General features: G+C 70.4%; 14 protein-coding genes. 3 read left to right on the forward strand and 11 right to left on the reverse strand.

What is annotated here, in order from left to right:
* Genes ABEB17_RS05155 through rarD form a run of 3 tightly spaced genes read left to right on the forward strand, consistent with a single transcriptional unit; the run spans position 1 to position 3,964 of the window.
* Positions 1 to 1,926: a 2-oxoacid:acceptor oxidoreductase subunit alpha gene (locus tag ABEB17_RS05155; protein WP_345715516.1), complete on the forward strand. Its 1,926-nt coding sequence runs from the start codon at positions 1 to 3 to the stop codon at positions 1,924 to 1,926.
* Positions 1,923 to 3,017 (forward strand): 2-oxoacid:ferredoxin oxidoreductase subunit beta, encoded by a 1,095-nt coding sequence (locus ABEB17_RS05160; protein WP_345715517.1) that lies wholly within the window; start codon positions 1,923 to 1,925, stop codon positions 3,015 to 3,017. Before ABEB17_RS05155 ends, ABEB17_RS05160 begins: the two co-directional genes overlap by 4 nt.
* A complete protein-coding gene (gene rarD / locus ABEB17_RS05165) occupies positions 3,014 to 3,964 on the forward strand; it encodes an EamA family transporter RarD (RefSeq protein WP_345715518.1) in 951 nt (316 codons plus the stop codon). Before ABEB17_RS05160 ends, rarD begins: the two co-directional genes overlap by 4 nt.
* Here the strand turns inward: rarD and ABEB17_RS05170 are convergent.
* The 11 genes from ABEB17_RS05170 to nuoF form a co-directional block, all read right to left on the reverse strand.
* On the reverse strand, positions 3,904 to 4,161 hold the full coding sequence (locus tag ABEB17_RS05170) for a LysR family transcriptional regulator (RefSeq protein ID WP_345715519.1): 258 nt from the start codon (positions 4,159 to 4,161) through the stop codon (positions 3,904 to 3,906). The genes rarD and ABEB17_RS05170 overlap by 61 nt on opposite strands.
* A gap of 214 nt (positions 4,162 to 4,375) precedes the next feature.
* The gene (locus tag ABEB17_RS05175) at positions 4,376 to 5,395 is read right to left on the reverse strand and encodes a polyprenyl synthetase family protein (protein ID WP_345715521.1); all 1,020 of its coding nucleotides are present in this window, start codon (positions 5,393 to 5,395) and stop codon (positions 4,376 to 4,378) included.
* Positions 5,392 to 6,948 carry an NADH-quinone oxidoreductase subunit NuoN gene (gene nuoN / locus ABEB17_RS05180; RefSeq protein WP_345715522.1) on the reverse strand — a complete coding sequence of 519 codons (1,557 nt, stop codon included), beginning with the start codon at positions 6,946 to 6,948 and terminating at the stop codon, positions 5,392 to 5,394. The genes ABEB17_RS05175 and nuoN overlap by 4 nt, the downstream gene beginning before the upstream one ends.
* Entirely contained in the window at positions 6,945 to 8,477 is a 1,533-nt protein-coding gene (locus ABEB17_RS05185; protein WP_345715523.1) for an NADH-quinone oxidoreductase subunit M, read from the reverse strand. Before ABEB17_RS05185 ends, nuoN begins: the two co-directional genes overlap by 4 nt.
* A complete protein-coding gene (gene nuoL, locus ABEB17_RS05190; protein ID WP_345715524.1) occupies positions 8,474 to 10,426 on the reverse strand; it encodes an NADH-quinone oxidoreductase subunit L in 1,953 nt (650 codons plus the stop codon). Before nuoL ends, ABEB17_RS05185 begins: the two co-directional genes overlap by 4 nt.
* A gap of 31 nt (positions 10,427 to 10,457) precedes the next feature.
* The gene (nuoK, locus tag ABEB17_RS05195) at positions 10,458 to 10,757 is read right to left on the reverse strand and encodes an NADH-quinone oxidoreductase subunit NuoK (RefSeq protein WP_345715525.1); all 300 of its coding nucleotides are present in this window, start codon (positions 10,755 to 10,757) and stop codon (positions 10,458 to 10,460) included.
* Entirely contained in the window at positions 10,754 to 11,569 is an 816-nt protein-coding gene (locus tag ABEB17_RS05200) for an NADH-quinone oxidoreductase subunit J (RefSeq protein ID WP_345715526.1), read from the reverse strand. The genes nuoK and ABEB17_RS05200 overlap by 4 nt, the downstream gene beginning before the upstream one ends.
* Positions 11,566 to 12,075: an NADH-quinone oxidoreductase subunit NuoI gene (gene nuoI / locus ABEB17_RS05205; RefSeq protein WP_378227081.1), complete on the reverse strand. Its 510-nt coding sequence runs from the start codon at positions 12,073 to 12,075 to the stop codon at positions 11,566 to 11,568. Before nuoI ends, ABEB17_RS05200 begins: the two co-directional genes overlap by 4 nt.
* Before the next feature lie 115 nt (positions 12,076 to 12,190).
* Positions 12,191 to 13,534: an NADH-quinone oxidoreductase subunit NuoH gene (gene nuoH, locus ABEB17_RS05210; RefSeq protein WP_345715527.1), complete on the reverse strand. Its 1,344-nt coding sequence runs from the start codon at positions 13,532 to 13,534 to the stop codon at positions 12,191 to 12,193.
* Entirely contained in the window at positions 13,531 to 15,999 is a 2,469-nt protein-coding gene (locus ABEB17_RS05215; RefSeq protein WP_345715528.1) for an NADH-quinone oxidoreductase subunit G, read from the reverse strand. The genes nuoH and ABEB17_RS05215 overlap by 4 nt, the downstream gene beginning before the upstream one ends.
* Positions 15,996 to 17,327, reverse strand: coding sequence for an NADH-quinone oxidoreductase subunit NuoF (gene nuoF, locus ABEB17_RS05220; RefSeq protein WP_345715529.1), 1,332 nt, complete (start codon positions 17,325 to 17,327; stop codon positions 15,996 to 15,998). The genes ABEB17_RS05215 and nuoF overlap by 4 nt, the downstream gene beginning before the upstream one ends.
* Between the last annotated feature and the right edge of the window lies 1 nt (position 17,328).

Raw genomic sequence — 17,328 nt, forward strand, 5'->3', positions numbered from 1 at the left:
ATGAAGCACCCCACGAGTGGCAAGCAGGTCCGCAAGCTCGATCGAGTGGTGATCCGTTTCGCTGGCGACTCCGGCGACGGCATGCAGCTCACCGGGGACCGGTTCACCTCCGAGACGGCGGCCCTGGGCAACGACCTGTCGACGCTGCCGAACTTCCCGGCCGAGATCCGCGCCCCGCAGGGCACCCTGCCCGGCGTCTCCAGCTTCCAGCTGCACTTCGCCGACCACGACGTCCTCAGCCCCGGTGACGCGCCGGACGTCCTGGTCGCGATGAACCCGGCTGCCCTCAAGGCCAACATCCTGGACGTGCCACGCGGCGCCATGGTGCTGCTGGACACCGACGAGTTCACCAAGCGCAACCTGGCGAAGGTCGGCTACGCCGCCAACCCGCTGGACGACGGCTCGCTCGACTCGTACCACGTGCACGCCGTGGGGCTGACCTCGATCACCGTCGAGGCGCTGGCCGACTACGACCTGACCCGCAAGGAGAAGGAACGGGCGAAGAACATGTTCGCCCTCGGGCTGCTGTCGTGGCTGTACGACCGGCCGACGGAGGGCACTGAGTCCTTCCTGCACGCCAAGTTCGCCAAGAAGCCGGAGATCCTCAAGGCCAACCTGGCCGCGCTGCACGCCGGCTGGAACTACGGCGAGACCACCGAGGACTTCGCGGTCCGCTACTCGATCGCGCCGGCGCCGATGCAGGCCGGGACGTACCGCAACATCACGGGGAACGCCGCGCTCGCGTTCGGCCTGGTGGTGGGCGCGCACCGGGTCGGTCGCCCGCTGGTGCTCGGCTCGTACCCCATCACCCCGGCGTCCGACGTCCTGCACGCGCTGTCCGGGCTGAAGCGCTTCGGCGTCACGACGTTGCAGGCCGAGGACGAGATCGCCGGCATCGGGGCGGCGCTCGGCGCGGCCTTCGGCGGCGCCGTCGGCGTGACCACGACGTCAGGCCCGGGCATCGCCCTGAAGTCCGAGACGATCGGCCTCGCGGTCTCGCTCGAGCTGCCCCTGGTGATCTGCGACGTCCAGCGCGGTGGCCCGTCGACCGGCCTGCCCACCAAGACCGAGCAGAGCGACCTGCTGCAGGCGATGTACGGCCGCAACGGTGAGGCGCCGGTCCCGATCGTGGCCCCGAGCTCGCCCGCGGACTGCTTCGACGCCGCGATCGAGGCGGTCCGGATCGCCACGACGTACCGCACGCCGGTGCTGCTGCTCTCGGACGGCTACCTGGCCAACGGTTCCGAGCCGTGGCGGATCCCGGACATCGACGCGATCCCTGACATGACGGTCGAGCTGGCCACCTCACCGAACGCGACGGACGACGCCGGCAGGCCCGTGTTCCACCCCTACCTGCGCGACCCGCAGACGCTGGCTAGGCCGTGGGCCGTGCCGGGCACGCCGGGGCTGGAGCACCGGGTCGGCGGCATCGAGAAGGCCGACGTCACCGGGGACATCTCCTACGACCCCGCCAACCACGACCGCATGGTGCGCCTGCGCCAGGCCAAGGTCGACGGCATCGCCGACTCGGCGGGGCCGCTCGTGGTCGACGACCCCGCAGATGCGAGCGGCCGCACCGCCGACGTCCTGGTACTCGGTTGGGGCTCGACGTACGGGCCGATCTCGGCCGCCGTCCGCGAGGCCCGCGGCCGCGGCCTGCGGATCGCCCAGGCGCACCTGCGCCACCTCAACCCCATGCCCACCAACACCGGCGACGTGCTGCGCGCCTACCGTCGGGTGATCGTGCCCGAGATGAACCTCGGGCAGCTCTCCCTGCTGCTGCGCGGGCGGTTCCTGGTCGACGTGCAGGGCTACAACCAGGTGCGCGGGATGCCGTTCACGACGCACGAGCTGGTGGGCGTGCTGAGCTCGGCCGTCACCGAGCTCGCCGCCACCGACGCCCGCGAGCTGAAGGAGCAGGCATGAGCATCGACCTCGGCATGCCGGGCCGCACGTCCGGGTTGGCCGACGTGCCGACGTTGCCGGAAGGCGCTGCGGCACAGACGAAGAAGGAGTTCACCTCCGACCAGGAGGTGCGCTGGTGCCCGGGCTGCGGCGACTACGCGGTACTGGCCACGATGCAGGGCTTCCTGCCGGAGCTCGGCCTGCGTCGCGAGAACGTCGTGTTCATCTCGGGCATCGGCTGCTCCAGTCGCTTCCCGTACTACATGAACACCTACGGCATGCACTCGATCCACGGCCGCGCGCCGGCCATCGCGACCGGGCTCGCCGTGTCACGGCCCGACCTGTCGATCTGGGTGGTGACGGGGGACGGCGATGCGCTGTCCATCGGCGCCAACCACCTCGTGCACGCGTTGCGGCGCAACGTGAACCTGAAGATCCTGCTGTTCAACAACCGGATCTACGGGCTCACCAAGGGGCAGTACTCCCCGACGTCCGAGCCGGGCACCGTCACCAAGTCGACGCCGGCCGGTTCGGTCGACAACCCGTTCAACCCGGTGTCGCTCGCCCTCGGCGCCGAGGCGACGTTCGTCGCGCGCACCCTGGACTCGGACCGCAAGCACCTCACCGAGGTTCTGCGCGCCGCCGCCCAGCACCGGGGCACCGCCCTGGTCGAGATCTACCAGAACTGCCCCATCTTCAACGACGGCGCGTTCGCGGTCCTCAAGGACCGCGACTCCGCCGAGGCCCGGCTCCTGCACCTGCGGCACGGTGAGCCCCTGACCATCGGCGAGGGCGAGGGCCAGCAGGTCGTCATCCGCGGGCGGAACGGGCGCCTCGGCGTCGTGCCGGCCACCGAGGCCGACCCGGCGGACGTCGTCACGCACGACGCGCACGCCGACGACCCGACGCTCGCCTTCGCCATCTCGCGGCTGGACACCCCCGACATGGCGCACGTGCCGGTCGGGGTCTTCCGGGACGTCGACCGGGCCACGTACGACGACCTGGTGCGCGAGCAGGTCACCACCGCCAGTGCGGACGGCCCGCCGACCACCGAGGCGCTGCAGTCGCTCATCTCGGGCAACGACACGTGGACGGTCGGCGCCGGGGCGTGAGCAGTCCCGACCCCGACGACACCCGCGACGTCCGACTCGGCACGGCGTACGGCGCTGGCGCCTTCCTCCTGTGGGGCATCTTCCCGCTGTACTTCCACGCGCTCATCCCGGCCGGTGCCATCGAGATCGTCGTGCACCGCGTCGTCTGGTCCTTGCTGGTCTGCCTCGTCATCCTGGCCGTCACCCGGCAGGTCGGCTGGGTCCGGGCGATGCTGCGCAACCCCCGACAGGTCGCGTGGCTGGCCCTGGCGGCGTCCTGCATCGCCGTGAACTGGGGCGTGTACGTCTACGGGGTCAACAGCGGCCAGGCCGTCGAGGCCGCGCTCGGCTACTTCATCAACCCGCTGGTCACCGTCCTGCTCGGGGTCGTCGTGCTGCGTGAGCGGCTGCGCGGGCTGCAGTGGGCGGCCGTCGGCCTGGGGGCGGTCGCGGTCGTCGTCCTCACCGCCGGGTACGGGCACCCGCCGTGGATCGCCCTCGCACTGGCGTTCTCGTTCGCGACCTACGGGCTGCTCAAGAAGCGCGTCGGGGTCAACGTCGGCGCGGTCGCCAGCCTGACGACCGAGACCGCGGTGCTCTTCCCGCTGGCCGCTGCGGCCATGGTCTGGCTCGAGGTCACCGGACGAGGCACGTTCACCGAGCAGGCTCCCGGGCACTGGCTGCTGCTGGCCTCGACCGGCATCGTCACCGTCGTCCCGCTGCTGCTCTTCGCCTCCGGAGCGCGGCGGGTGCCACTGGTCACCATGGGCCTGCTGCAGTTCATCACCCCGGTGCTGCAGCTGATCTGCGGCGTGCTGGTCCTCGACGAGACCGTGCCACCCTCGCGATGGGTCGGCTTCGGGATCGTCTGGGCGGCGCTCGTCGTCCTGACCGTGGACGCCGTCCGTCAGTCCCGCCGCGCCTCGGCCCGCAAGGCGTCGGCCACCCCGATCATGATGCGGGCATAGGGCAGCACCGCTTCACCCCGGTCCGTGAGCCGCACCCCGAGCGGACCACGTTCGAACAGCCGACAGCCCAACCGGCGCTCGAGCGTCTGGATCCGCTGGCTCAGTCCCGGCTGGGAGTACCCCAGCGCGGGCGCGGCCTCCGAGATGGACCCGATCTCTGACACCTGCACGAAGGCGTGCAGCAACGCGACGTCCACGATCACCCCTCCTGCTGGACGTCCCTTGTGGCCCCACGACGCCCAGCTCGCACATTCTGCGGCTATCCGGACATTCCCGTCAAGCGCCACGCCAGTCACTTGTCAGGCCGCCATCGCCCGCCGTCACCCCAGAAAGCGGCATATTCGGGCTGGACGACGCCGAGTGAGCCCGGATAGGCCGCTATTCGGGGTGGTGGGCGGCGGAGCGGGAAGGTCAGGCGGAGCGGTCGACGACGCCGTCGGCGAGCAGCGACAGCGCCGTGCGGACCTGGCCCTGCGGCAGCGCCTCGAGCACCGCGCGGGCGTCCTGCGCCCACTGCCGGGTGGTCACCCGGGCCCGCTCCATCGCCGGGTGCGCCCGCAGCAGACCCAGGGTCTCGGCGTGCAGCGCGTCGTCCGTCAGCGGGCCGGCCAGCAGCTCCAGCAGCCGGGCGTCCGCCGGGTCGGTGGACTCCTGGGCGTACAGCACGGGCAGGGTCGCGACCCCCTCGCGCAGGTCGGTCCCGGGGGTCTTGCCGGACTGGCCCGACTCCGACGCCAGGTCGATCAGGTCGTCGGCCAGCTGGAACGCGACGCCGATCCGCTCGCCGTACACCCGCAGGATCTCGGTCGTCGCGTCGTCCGCCCCGCCGAACCAGGCACCGAACCGGCAGGACGTCGCGATCAGGACGCCGGTCTTCTCAGCCAGCACGGTCAGGTAGTGCTCCACCGGGTCCTGCCCCTCGGCCGGACCCACCGTCTCGCGGATCTGCCCCGAGCAGAGCACCTCGAAGGTCATGGCCTGCACCCGAACGGCTTCGGCCCCCAGGTCGGCGACCACCTGCGACGCGCGCGCGAACAGCAGGTCCCCGGTGAGGATCGCGACCGTGTTGCCCCACCGCGAGTTCGCGCTCTGCGAGCCCCGGCGCAGCAGCGCCTCGTCCATCACGTCGTCGTGGTACAGGGACGCGAGGTGGGTCAGCTCGACCACCACCGCGGCCTTGACGACATCGTCCAGGACCTTGCCGGCGTGCGGTCCCGCCTGGGACGACAGCACGGTCAGCAGGGGTCGGAACCGCTTGCCGCCAGCCTCGAGCAGGTGCCCCGCCGCGGTGGCGATGTAGTTGTCCACGTGGCCCACCGACTCGCGCAGGGACGCCTCGACCCGGGCCATCGCCTCCTCGACCGTGGCCTCGAGCGCCGGGTCGTCGAAGGGCAGCCCGAAGGAGCTCGCGCCGCCCGGGGCGGCGCTCACGGCAGGAACAGTGCCGACCGGCTCGCCAGGTCCAGCAGCGGTCCGGGCAGCACCCCCAGCACCAGGGTCATCAGGACGCCGACACCGATGGCCACCGTGGTGAACGCGCTGGGCGCGGCGACCACCGTGCCCTCGACGTCCGGGTCGGAGAAGTACATGAGCACGATAATCCGGACGTAGAAGAACGCCGCGATCGCGCTGCACACGACGCCGACCACAGCCAGCCAGGTGCCACCGTGCCCGATCGCCGCCGAGAACACGGCGAACTTGCCGGTGAAGCCCGACGTCAGCGGGATCCCGGCGAAGGCGAGCAGGAAGAAGGTGAACACGGCCGCCAGCACCGGCGAACGGCGGGCCAGCCCGGCCCACTGCGACAGGTGAGTGGCCTCCCCCGCGCTGTCCCGCACCAGCGTGACCACCGCGAACGCGCCGATCGTGGTGAAGCCGTACGCCGCGAGGTAGAACATCGAGCCGGCCAGACCGGTGCGGTCGAACGCGAGCACCCCGACGAGGATGAAGCCGGCGTGCGCGATCGAGGAGTAGGCGAGCATGCGCTTGATGTCCGTCTGGGTGATCGCGAGCACCGAGCCGATGATCATCGTGGCGATGGCCACCGCCCAGATGATGGGCTGCCAGTCCCAGCGCGACGGCCCGATGCCGATGTAGAAGACCCGCAGCATGGCGCCGAACGCGGCCACCTTGGTGCACGCCGCCATGAAGCCGGTGACCGGAGTGGGCGCGCCCTGGTAGACGTCCGGCGTCCAGGCGTGGAACGGCACCGCGCCGACCTTGAACAGCAGGCCGATCGAGACCATCGCGACGCCGATCAGCATCAGCGCGTCGGCGTCGCCGCGGCTGCTGATCGCGGTCGCGATGGCGCTGAGGTTCAGCGAGCCCGCGAAGCCGAACAGCAGGGCCGAGCCGAACAGGAAGAACGCCGACGAGAACGCCCCGAGCAGGAAGTACTTGAGCGCGGCCTCCTGGGAGAGCAGGCGCCGGCGACGCGCCAGCCCGCAGAGCAGGTACAACGGCAACGAGAAGACCTCGAGGGCGACGAAGAGCAGCAGCAGGTCGTTCGAGGCGGGGAAGAGCATCATGCCGCCGACGGACAGCAGCGTCAGCGGGAACACCTCGGTCTGCAGCCACCCGGCGCGCGAGCTGGACGCCTCGTACGACGAGCCGGGGACGCTGGCCGCGGTGGAGACGAACGCGTCCCCCTCGTTGCCGTCGAACCTCTCGGCCATGGTGAGCACGGCGAGGAGCGACAGCAGCAGGATGGTGCCCTGGAAGAACAGGGCCGGTGCGTCCACGACCACGGCACCGGCTGCCGTCGTGGACTTGGTGTGCCCGGACGCCAGGACGACGGCGACGAACGCCGCGGCCAGCGCGACCAGGGTCAGCGGCACCTGGATGACGTACCGCGACCGGCGCGGCGCGAAGGCCTCGACCAGCACGCCGAGCAGCGCGCCCCCCAGCACGATGAGCATCGGGGCGACCAGGTGGTAGGAGATCGAGGGCGCGTGCACCTCGGCCGTCACCAGCGCGGCGGTCACTTCGCGGTCCCTTCAGCTTCGGGGGCGACCTTCGGTGCCGGGTCGGTGACCCCCACCTGGGTCATGGTGTGCTTCACGGCCGGGTTGACGACGTCCAGCACCACGTTCGGGAAGAACCCGAGCCCGATGATGGCCGCGATCACCGGCGCCACGACCCACGCCTCGCGGGCGGTCAGGTCGTGGGTGCCGGCGGCCGACTCGGGCTTGGGCCCCGTCATCATGCGCTGGTACATCAGCAGGATGTAGATGGCCGCCAGGATGATGCCCACGGTCGCCACCACCCCCGCCGCCGGGTAGCGCGAGAACGTCCCCACCAGCACCAGGAACTCGCTGACGAAGCTCGACAGGCCGGGCAGCGCCAGGCTCGACAGGCCGGCGACCAGGAACACGCCGGCCACCAGCGGCGTGACCCGCTGCCACCCACCGAAGTCGGGGATGCGCCGCGAGCCCCGCCTGGTCGTCAGCATCGCCGCGACCAGGAACAGTGCCGCGGTGGAGAAGCCGTGGTTGACCATGTACAGCGTCGAGCCGGTCTGCCCCGGCGAGGTCATCGCGAAGATGCCGAGCACGATGAAGCCGAAGTGCGAGATCGAGGTGTACGCGATCAGGCGCATGACGTCGGTCTGTCCGATCGCCAGCAGCGCGCCGTAGACGATGGAGATCAGCGCCAGCACGATGACCACCGGGGTCGCCCACTTCGCGGCGTCCGGGAACAGCGGCAGGCAGAACCGGATCATCCCGAAGGTGCCGACCTTGTCGAGCACGCCGACCAGCAGCACCGCGACGGGCGGCGGCGCCTCGGACGCGGCGTCCGGCAGCCAGGTGTGCACCGGGAACATCGGCGCCTTGACCGCGAACGCGAAGAAGAAGCCGAGGAACATCAGCCGCTCGGCACCCACGCCCATGTGCAGGCCGGTCAGGTTGCTGAGCAGGAAGCCCTGCGGGCCGCCAGGGCCGGCGAAGTACAGCGCGATGACAGCGACGAGCATGACCAGCCCGCCGGCCAGCGAGTACAGCAGGAACTTCACCGCGGCGTACTGGCGCTGCGCGCCACCGAAGGACCCGATCAGGAAGTAGACGGGGATCAGCATCGCCTCGAAGAAGACGTAGAACAGGAACACGTCAGTGGCCGCGAAGACGCCGACCATGAACGTCTCGAGAACCAGCATCAGCGCGAAGTAGTTCTGCTCGCGGCGACCAACCTCGGGGACGTCGTGCCAGGCCGCGAGGATGCACACCGGGGTCAGCGCGGCCGCCAGCGCGATCAGCACCAGGGCGATGCCGTCGACGCCCACGGCGTAGCTCACACCGAACTGCTTGATCCACTCGTGCTGCTCGCTGAACTGGAACTGCGCGCCGTTCGGATCGAACTTCAGCGCCATCGCCACGACGAGGGCGAGGGTCAGCACCGAGACCGCCAGCGCGACGTGCTTGGCGCGCGAGGCCAGGCTCGCGGGCAGCGCCGCCACCAGCGCACCGCCGACCAGCGGGACGGCACCGATCACCGTGATCCACGGGAACTCGTTCATCGGATCACCGCCAGGGCGACCAGGACGACGACCACGCCGCCGAGCATGCTGAGCGCGTAGGACCGCACGAAACCGTTCTGCCACCTTCGCAATCGGGCAGACGTGCCGCCCACGAACGCGGCAAGACCACCGACGGCGCCGTCCACGCCCTTGTTGTCGACGAAGACCAGCGAACGGGTCAGGTGCTGGCCGGGACGCATGAGTACGGCCTCGTTCACGTCGTCCTGGAACAGGTCGCGGCGGGCCGCGCGGGTCGCCAGGGAGCCCACGGGGGCGGTCTGCGGGACGGCCTCGCGGATGTAGCGCGCCCACGCCAGGACGATGCCGACAGCCACGAGCACCAGCGTGCCGATGGCGATGACCGGCACGGGCAGCACGGGCTCGTCGTGCGGCGGGTGGCCGACCACCGGGGACAGCCAGTCGGTGATCCAGCCCGTCGGCCCGAGGATCAGGCCGAGGGACGCCGAGCCGACGGCCAGCACCATCATCGGGATGGTCATGACCAGCGAGGACTCGTGCGGGTGCTGGTCGTCCTCCCAGCGCTTCTTGCCGTGGAAGGTCATGAAGAACAACCGCGACATGTAGAACGCCGTGATCCCGGCCCCGATCAGGGCGGCGCCGCCGAACACCCACGGGCGCCAGCCCTCACCGACGAAGGCTGCTTCAATGATCTTGTCCTTGCTCCAGTAGCCCGAGAAGGGCGGCACCCCCATGATGGCGAGCCAGCCGAGTCCGAAGGTGACCCAGGTGATCTTCATGACGGTCGACAGGATCCCGTAGCGCCGCATGTCCGTGCGGTCGTTCATGCCGTGCATGACCGAACCGGCGCCGAGGAACATGCCCGCCTTGAAGAAGCCGTGGTTGAGCAGGTGGAAGATCGCGAAGACGTAGCCCACCGGCCCCAGGCCCGCGGCCAGCATCATGTAGCCGATCTGGCTCATCGTCGAGGCGGCGAGCGCCTTCTTGATGTCGTCCTTCGCGCAGCCGACGATCGCCCCGAAGATCAGCGTGATCGCGCCGACGATGACGACGACCAGCTGCGCGTCCGGCGTCAGGTTGAAGATGGGGTTGGACCGGACGACGAGGTACACCCCCGCGGTCACCATGGTGGCCGCGTGGATCAGCGCGGACACCGGCGTCGGACCGGCCATCGCGTCGCCGAGCCAGGACTGCAGCGGGAACTGCGCGGACTTGCCGCAGGCCCCGAGCAGCAGCATCAGGCCGATGGCGGTCACCGCTCCCTGGGAGGCGCCGTCCGCGCCGGCGAACACGGACTGGAAGTCCACCGCGCCGAACTGCACGAACATGATCATGATCGCGACGGAGAGCCCGAAGTCACCGACCCGGTTGGCCACGAAGGCCTTCTTGGACGCCGCCGCGTACGCCGAGTTCTGGTTCCAGAAGCCGATCAGCAGGTACGACGCCAGACCGACGCCCTCCCAGCCGACGTAGAGCAGCAGGTAGCTGTCGGCCAAGACGAGCAGCAGCATCGAGGCGACGAAGAGGTTCAGGTACGCGAAGAACCGGCGCCGGTCGGGGTCGTGCTCCATGTACGCGACGGAGTAGACCAGGATCAGCGAGCCGACGAAGGTGATCAGCAGGCAGAAGGCGACCGACAGCTGGTCGAGCATCAGCCCGGCCTCGAGCTTGAACGACCCGGCGGAGATCCAGCTGTACAGGTTCTGGACGTATCCGCGCTCCTCGGACGGCTTCCCGAGCATCGCGACGAACAGGACCAGCGCGACGACGAACGCGCCCCAGGACAGCGCGACGGCGAGCAGGTGGCCCCAGCGGTTCGTCCTGCGTCCGCCGAGCAGCAGCACCGCGGCACCGAGCAGCGGCAGGCCGATCATCAGCCAGGTGATCGAGAACACCCCTGAGGCCGCGGCGTACGTCACGTCCGCCGCGCGCACGCCGCTTTCGGCCGCGAGTACCGATGTGGTCGTCATCTGGGTATCGAATCCGTTCCGGTTCTGGTGCTCAGAGCTTGAGGAGGTTGGCGTCGTCGACGGAGGCCGAACGGCGGGCGCGGAAGATGCTGAGGATGATCGCCAGCCCCACCACGACCTCGGCGGCGGCCACCAGCATCACGAACAGCGCGACGACCTGGCCGTCCAACGTGCCCTGCATGCGAGCGAAGGTCACGAACAGCAGGTTGGTCGCGTTCAGCATCAGCTCGACGCCCATGAACACGACGATCGCGTTGCGGCGCAGCAGCACCGTGGCCGACCCGATGGAGAAGAGGATCGCGGACAGGTACAGGTAGTTGTCCAGGCTCATCGCCGGCCTCCCTGCTCGACGTCGTCCTCGATGGCCGGTACGGCCTGGTCGAACTCCTCCTTGGCGCGGACCTGCTCGCGCACCCGCAGCACCCGGGACACGGACAGCTCGCTCGGCGTCCCGTCCGGCAGCAGCGCGGGCGTGTCGACCGCGTTGTGCCGGGCGAAGACACCGGGGGCCGGCAGGCCCGAGGGCATCCGGCCGGAGCGGAAGCGCTCCTCGGACTGCACCCGCTGGGTCCGCTTGATGCCGAGCTGCTCGCGGTGGGCCAGGATCATCGCGCCCAGCGCCGCCGTGATCAGCAGCGCGCTGGTCACCTCGAAGGCCCAGACGTACTTGCCGAAGATCAGGTCGGCGATGCCGTTGACGTTGCCGTCCGCGTTCGCCTCCTCCAGCCCGGCCGGCGCACCGAAGGTCACCGAACCGATGCCGGCGATGAGCAGGATGCCGAGGCCGGTCGCCAGCAGCGCACCGACCCAGCGCTGGGCGGTGATCGTCTCGACCAACGAGTCGGCCGAGTCGACACCGATCAGCATGAGCACGAACAGGAAGAGCATCATCACGGCGCCGGTGTAGACGAACACCTGGATGACACCGAGGAAGTCGGCGTCCTGCACCAGGTAGATGATGCCGAGGCTGACCATGACCAACGCCATGCCGAGGGCCGCGTGCACGGCCTTCTTGGCGAAGACCAGCCCGAGGGCCGCAATCACCATGACCGGCGCGAGCACCCAGAACAGCACGGTCTCGGCGCTGCCCGGGGCGGGGTCGCCGGCCGCCAGCACCTGGGCGGACATCGCGAACGCGCTCATCCGCCGACCTCCTCGGCCTGCTGGTCGACCCACGCCTGCTGCTCCGTGGTCGCCTTGACGACCTCGCCGCGGTAGTAGCTCTTGTCGGTCGCACCGTCGGGCATGGGGTGCGGGGGCGCGAGCATGCCGGACTGCAGCGGCGCGAGCAGCATGTCCTTGTCGAAGATGAGCTTGCCGCGGGAGTCGTCGGCCAGCTCGTACTCGTTCGTCATGGTCAGCGCGCGCGTCGGGCAGGCCTCGATGCACAGGCCGCAGAAGATGCAGCGCAGGTAGTTGATCTGGTAGACGCGTCCGTAGCGCTCACCCGGCGAGAACCGCCCACCCTCGGTGTTGTCGGCGCCCTCGACGTAGATGGCGTCCGCCGGGCAGGCCCAGGCGCACAGCTCGCAGCCGATGCACTTCTCCAGCCCGTCCGGGTGCCGGTTGAGCTGGTGCCGACCGTGGTAGCGCGGCTCTGTCGGTCGGGGCTTCTCGGGGTACTCCTCGGTGGCCACCTTGCGGAACATGGTCGAGAAGCTCACCCCGAACCCGGCGACCTGCGGCGCGAACCGGGACAGCACTCCCGGGTTGTCGCTCTTGCGGGGCTCGCGCCACTGCGCGCGACCGCGTCCAGTGGTGTCGTCAGCCACGGGGATCCTCCTCGGGCAGGGGCTCGTCGTCGGGGTCGCCGGCGGCGGTCAGGGCGGCGACCTTCGGCCGTGCCCCACGGGTCAGCATCGCGGTCTGGCCGGGCAGCGGGGGCACGGGGTGTCCGCCGGCGAACGGGTCGACCTCACCGAGCTCCCAACCGACCTGCTCGTCCTCCTCAGGACTGCGGGTCGCGTCGATCACCCAGACGATGGCGATGGCGATCACACCGACCACGGCGATCCCGAGGAAGAGCTGGCGGCGGGTGATGTCGGTCATCGGGATCGCGCGGATGAACGCGACGCCGATGATCCACAGCAGGCTGGTCGGGATGAGGAACTTCCAGCCGAACCGCATGAACTGGTCGTACCGCACCCGCGGCAACGAGCCACGCACCCAGACGAAGAAGAACAGGAACATCCAGAGCTTGATGACGAACCAGAGCACCGGCCACCAGCCGGTGTTGAACATCCCGTCGTTGATCGTGGAGATCGGCCACGGTGCCCGCCAACCACCCAGGAACAGCGTGGTCGCCAGCGCGGAGACGGTGACCATGTTGACGTACTCGGCCAGGAAGAACAGCGCGAACTTCAGCGACGAGTACTCGGTGTGGAAGCCGCCGGTCAGCTCGCCCTCGCCCTCGGCCAGGTCGAACGGCAGGCGGTTGGTCTCGCCCAGCATCGTGATGACGTAGACCACGAACGAGAAGATCGCGGAGATGATGAACCACTGGTGCGTCTGCGCGTAGACGATCTCGGACGTCGACAGCGAGCCCGCGTAGAGGAACACCGGGATGAGCGAGAGGCCCATGGCGATCTCGTAGCTGACGATCTGCGCCGAGGAGCGCAGCCCGCCGAGCAACGGGTACGTCGAGCCCGACGACCAGCCGGCCAGCAGGATTCCGTAGACCCCCACGCTCGCCACGGCCAGCACGAAGATGACGGCGACCGGGATGTCGGTCAGCTGCAACGGCGTCATGTGCCCAGCGATGGACACGGAGGGTCCGAACGGGATGATCGCGAACCCGATGAAGCAGCACGTGGCGGCGATGATCGGCGCCGCGATGAAGACCGCCTTGTGGGCGTTCTTGGGGATGATGTCTTCCTTCAGGGCCAGCTTGATGCCGTCCGCGAGGGTCTGCAGCAGGCCGAACGGGCCGGTCCGGTTCGGGCCGGGACGCTGCTGCATCCGCCCGATCACCCGGCGCTCGAACCAGATCAGCAGCAGCGTGGTGACGACCAGGAACACGAAGATGGCCAGGGCCTTGCCCACCACCAGCCACCACGTGTCCTGGCTGAAGTCGGCGGCGCCGTCCGCGGCGAACAGTGCAGTGCTCACGCCAGCACACCTCCCCTGCTCAGCGTGACGACGGCGCCGGCATCGACACCCAAGGTGGCGCGCACGGCGAACCCGGTCTGGTTGGTCGGCAGCCACACCGCGCGGTCCGGCAGGTCGGTGACCGCCAGCGGCAGCGTCAGCGAGCCCCGCTCGGACGTCACGGTGACCAGCTCGCCGTCCTCGACGCCGACCTCGGCCGCGGTGGCGGCGGACAGCCGGGCGACCGGACGACGTGCCGTACCCGCCAGCCACGGCTCGCCGTCCTGCTGGCTCCCCGCGTCGAGCAGCAGGTGCCAGGTGGCGAGCACGGCCTGGTTCGGTCCTACGGACGGTGGCTCGGCCGCGTCCTTGGCCGGCGCTGCGGCTCGCTCGCCGTCCCAGACGGCGACCTCGGCCGCCTCCGCGCGGACCGCGTCCAGCGAGTGCAGGCCGAGCACCACGTCGAGCTCGTCCGCGATCATGTCGAGCACCCGGTAGTCGCTGTTGGCGCTGGAGTCCAGCACCGTGTCGAACGGGCGCTCGCGCCCCTCCCACGACCAGAAGGTGCCGCCCTTCTCAGCCACCGGGGCGACCGGCAGGACGACGTCCGCGCGCTCGGTGACCGCGCTCGTCCGGATCTCGAGGGAGACGACGAAACCGGCGCCGTCCAGGGCGTCCAGGGCCAGCTGCGGGTCGGGCAGGTCGGCCGGGTCGACGCCACCGACCAGCAGGCCACCGAGCTCGCCGCTGAGGACGTCCGCCAGCATCTGGCTGGTGTCGCGTCCCTCGTCGAAGGGCAGGTGCTCCACGCCCCAGGCAGCTGCCAGGTCCACCCGGGCCGCGGCGTCGGAGACCGGGCGAGCACCAGGCAGCAGGTTCGGCAGCGCGCCGGCCTCGACCGCGCCGCGCTCACCCGCACGGCGCGGCACCCAGGCCAGCCGGGCGCCGGTCACGTCGGCCAGTCGCAGCACGGCGGTCAAGGCACCCGGCACGGTCCCGAGCCGCTCGCCGACCAGGATCACCGAACCGTTGGTGCGCAACAGCTTCGTGGTGTCCGCGACCTCGCTCGCGCCGTCCGCGATGGCGGCGACGACCTCGGCCTCGGTGCCCGGGCCGGCCGGGATCAGCCGGCCGTCGAGCTTGGTCAGCCCGCGGGTCGCCCAGCTGGCCACCGACACGACCTGCTGGCGGTGCTCGCGCACCGCCTTGCGCAGGCGCAGGAACACGATCGGCGACTCCTCCTCGGGCTCGAACCCGACGAGCAGGACGGCGGGCGCCGCCTCGAGCTCGGCGTAGTCCACTCCCTCGGTGCCGACCCAGGCGCCGGCCACGGCGTGCGCGAGGAACTCGGCCTCCTCGGCCGAGTGCGGGCGAGCCCGGAAGTCGATGTCGTTGGTGTCCAGCACGGTGCGCGCGAACTTGGCGTAGGCGTACGCGTCCTCGTGGGTGACCCGGCCGCCGGTCAGCACGCCGACCCCACCGGCCGCGCGCGCGGCCGAGAGCCCCTGCGCCGCAACGGCCAGCGCCTCGGGCCAGGACGCGATCTGCAGGTCACCGGTCTCGACGTCGCGCACCATCGGGTGCGTGAGCCGCTCGGAGGTGGCGTACTGGAAGGCCCAGCGCCCCTTGTCGCAGTTCCACTCCTCGTTGACCTCGGGGTCGTTCAGCGCCAGTCGGCGCAGCACGACGCCGCGCCGGGTGTCGGTGCGGATCGCACAGCCGGACGCGCAGTGCTCGCACACGCTCGGGGTCGACTTCAGGTCGAACGGGCGGCTACGGAACCGGTACGCCGCACCGGTCAGCGCGCCGACCGGGCAGATCTGCACGGTGTTGCCGCTGAAGTAGCTCTCGAACGGGTCCTTGGCGTAGATGCCGACCTGCTGCAGTGCGCCGCGCTCCACCAGCTCGATGAACGGGTCGCCGGCGATCTGCTTGGAGAACCGGGTGCAGCGGGCGCACAGCACGCAGCGGTCGCGGTCCAGGAGCACCTGGCTGGAGATGTTGACGGGCTTGGGGAACGTGCGCTTGACGTCCACGAAGCGGGACTCGCTGCGGCCGTTGGACATCGCCTGGTTCTGCAGCGGGCACTCGCCGCCCTTGTCGCAGACCGGGCAGTCCAGCGGGTGGTTGATCAGCAGCAGCTCCATCACGCCGTGCTGCGCCTTGTCGGCGACGGGTGAGGTGCGCTGGGTCTTGACCACCATGCCCTCGCCGACGGCGAGGGTGCACGAGGCCTGCGGCTTCGGCATCGGGCGGGGCGTGCCGTCCGGGCCGGGCATGGACACCTCGACCAGGCACTGGCGGCAGGCGCCGACCGGCTCGAGCAGCGGGTGGTCGCAGAACCGCGGGATCTGGACGCCGATCTCCTCGGCCGCGCGGATCACGAGCGTGCCCTTGGGCACCTCGACGTCCGCGCCGTCGATGGTCAGGTGGACCAGGTCGTCGCGGGTCGCCGCCTGGGCGCCGGGGGTCGTGGTGGCGGTCATGGGGCTGCGATCACCTCGGGTGCGAACAGGGCTGAGGCTGCGGGGTCGAACGGGCATCCGCCCTCGGGGTTCTCGGCCGACGGCAGGTGCCGCAGGTACTCGTCGCGGAAGTACTGGATGGACGACGTCACCGGGCTGGTCGCCCCGTCCCCGAGCGCGCAGAACGAGCGACCCAGGATGTTGTCGCAGATGTCCAGGAGCTTGTCCAGGTCGGCCTCGATGCCCTGGCCGTGCTCGAGCCGGTGCAGGACCTGCTTCATCCAGTAGTTGCCCTCGCGGCACGGGGTGCACTTGCCGCAGGACTCGTGGGCGTAGAAGTCGATCCAGCGGTCCACCGCCCGCACGACGCAGGTGGTCTCGTCGAAGATCTGCAGCGCGCGGGTGCCCAGCATCGAGCCGGCGGCCGCGACGGACTCGAAGTCCAGCGGGACGTCCAGGTGCTCGGCCGTGAAGATCGGCGTCGACGAGCCGCCCGGCGTCCAGAACTTCAGGCCGTGCTGCTCGCTGCGCATCCCGCCGGCCATGTCCAGCAGCTCGCGCAGCGTGATGCCCAGCGGCGCCTCGTACTGGCCGGGACGCTTGACGTGCCCGGAGAGGCTGAACAGCCCGAACCCGGTGGACTTCTCGGTGCCCATGCCGGTGAACCAGTCGGCGCCGTGCCGGATGATCGCCGGCACGCTGGCGATGGACTCGACGTTGTTGACCACCGTCGGGCGGGCGTACAGGCCAGCGACCGCCGGGAACGGCGGCTTCAGCCGGGGCTGGCCGCGACGACCCTCGAGCGAGTCCAGCAGGGCCGTCTCCTCGCCGCAGATGTAGGCGCCGGCGCCGGCGTGCACGGTGACGTCGAGGTCGAAGCCGGACCCCAGGATGTTCTTGCCCAGGAAGCCCTTCGCGTAGGCCTCCTCGACCGCGCGCATCAGCCGCCGGTAGACGTGCACGACCTCGCCACGCAGGTAGATGAACGCGTGGTTGCAGCCGATCGCGAACGAGGTGATGACGACGCCCTCGATCAGGAAGTGCGGGGCCGCCATCATCAGCGGGATGTCCTTGCAGGTGCCCGGCTCGGACTCGTCCGCGTTGACCACCAGGTAGCGCGGGCCGCCGTCCGGCGGGGGCAGGAAGCCCCACTTCATGCCCGTCGGGAAGCCGGCGCCGCCGCGGCCGCGCAGGCCGGAGTCCTTCACCGTCTGGATCAGGTCGCCCTGGGACATCCCGAGGGCGGTGCGCAGCGCCTGGTAGCCGTCGTAGCGCTCGTAGGTCTCCATCGACCAGGAGCGCTCGTCGTCCCAGAACTCGGTGAGGATGGGGGTGAGCGTGGTGGCCATG

This window comes from Angustibacter luteus (assembly GCF_039541115.1).
Taxonomy (GTDB): Bacteria; Actinomycetota; Actinomycetes; order Actinomycetales; family Angustibacteraceae; genus Angustibacter; species Angustibacter luteus.

Excerpts from the sequence above, each read along its gene's own strand:
- ABEB17_RS05155 (WP_345715516.1), top strand. The coding sequence starts at position 1 with ATGAAGCACCCCACGAGTGGCAAGCAGGTCCGCAAGCTCGATCGAGTG.
- ABEB17_RS05160 (WP_345715517.1), top strand. The coding sequence starts at position 1,923 with ATGAGCATCGACCTCGGCATGCCGGGCCGCACGTCCGGGTTGGCCGAC.
- ABEB17_RS05185 (WP_345715523.1), bottom strand. The coding sequence starts at position 8,477 with ATGAACGAGTTCCCGTGGATCACGGTGATCGGTGCCGTCCCGCTGGTC.
- nuoL (WP_345715524.1), bottom strand. The coding sequence starts at position 10,426 with ATGACGACCACATCGGTACTCGCGGCCGAAAGCGGCGTGCGCGCGGCG.
- nuoK (WP_345715525.1), bottom strand. The coding sequence starts at position 10,757 with ATGAGCCTGGACAACTACCTGTACCTGTCCGCGATCCTCTTCTCCATC.
- ABEB17_RS05200 (WP_345715526.1), bottom strand. The coding sequence starts at position 11,569 with ATGAGCGCGTTCGCGATGTCCGCCCAGGTGCTGGCGGCCGGCGACCCC.
- nuoI (WP_378227081.1), bottom strand. The coding sequence starts at position 12,075 with ATGTTCCGCAAGGTGGCCACCGAGGAGTACCCCGAGAAGCCCCGACCG.
- ABEB17_RS05215 (WP_345715528.1), bottom strand. The coding sequence starts at position 15,999 with ATGACCGCCACCACGACCCCCGGCGCCCAGGCGGCGACCCGCGACGAC.
- nuoF (WP_345715529.1), bottom strand. The coding sequence starts at position 17,327 with ATGGCCACCACGCTCACCCCCATCCTCACCGAGTTCTGGGACGACGAG.